The sequence below is a fragment of the Microbacterium sp. ISL-103 genome (genome assembly GCF_018613995.1).
In the GTDB taxonomy this organism is placed as follows: Bacteria; Actinomycetota; Actinomycetes; order Actinomycetales; family Microbacteriaceae; genus Microbacterium.
In genome coordinates, this window is the sequence record NZ_JAGGPD010000226.1 from 1 (window position 1) to 428 (window position 428).

At 71.0% G+C, this 428-nt stretch carries 2 pseudogenes (1 of these 2 running past the window's edge); both read right to left on the reverse strand.

The window, feature by feature from the left end:
• Nucleotides 1-162: pseudogene (locus J7E68_RS09180) on the reverse strand (tRNA (adenosine(37)-N6)-threonylcarbamoyltransferase complex transferase subunit TsaD); the annotation flags it as partial.
• Nucleotides 159-428 (reverse strand): annotated as a pseudogene (locus J7E68_RS09185) (GNAT family N-acetyltransferase) (it continues 158 nt past the right edge of the window). The pseudogenes J7E68_RS09180 and J7E68_RS09185, both read right to left, overlap by 4 nt.

The following is a 428-nucleotide window of genomic DNA, read 5'->3' on the forward strand; positions in this document are numbered from 1 at the left end:
GAGGTGGGCGCGGGCGGCGACCTCGGGCACGACGCCGCCGTAGCGGGCGTGCTCGTCCATGCTCGAGGCGATCGTATTCGACAGCAGGGTGCGTCCTCGGACGATCCCGATGCCGGTCTCGTCGCAGCTCGTCTCTATGCCCAGCACCAGCGGCTCGGTCATGCGGTCTCCTCCTTCGCGGCATCCGGAGCGGACTCGTCTCGGTGGTCGGAACGCCGATGCTGCAGCGCGAGGCGCATCACGATCGCGTCGATGTCGTCGGGCTGGTAGTACCGCGGGCGGCGGGCTATCTCGTCGAACCCCTCGGAGCGGTAGAGACCCTCGGCACCCGGGTTGTCGGCGCGCACCTCGAGGAAGACCTCACGGGCTCCGCGTTCGACGGCCGTGTCGAGCAGCGCCCGCAGCAGAGCGCGACCTCGCCCGGCCCC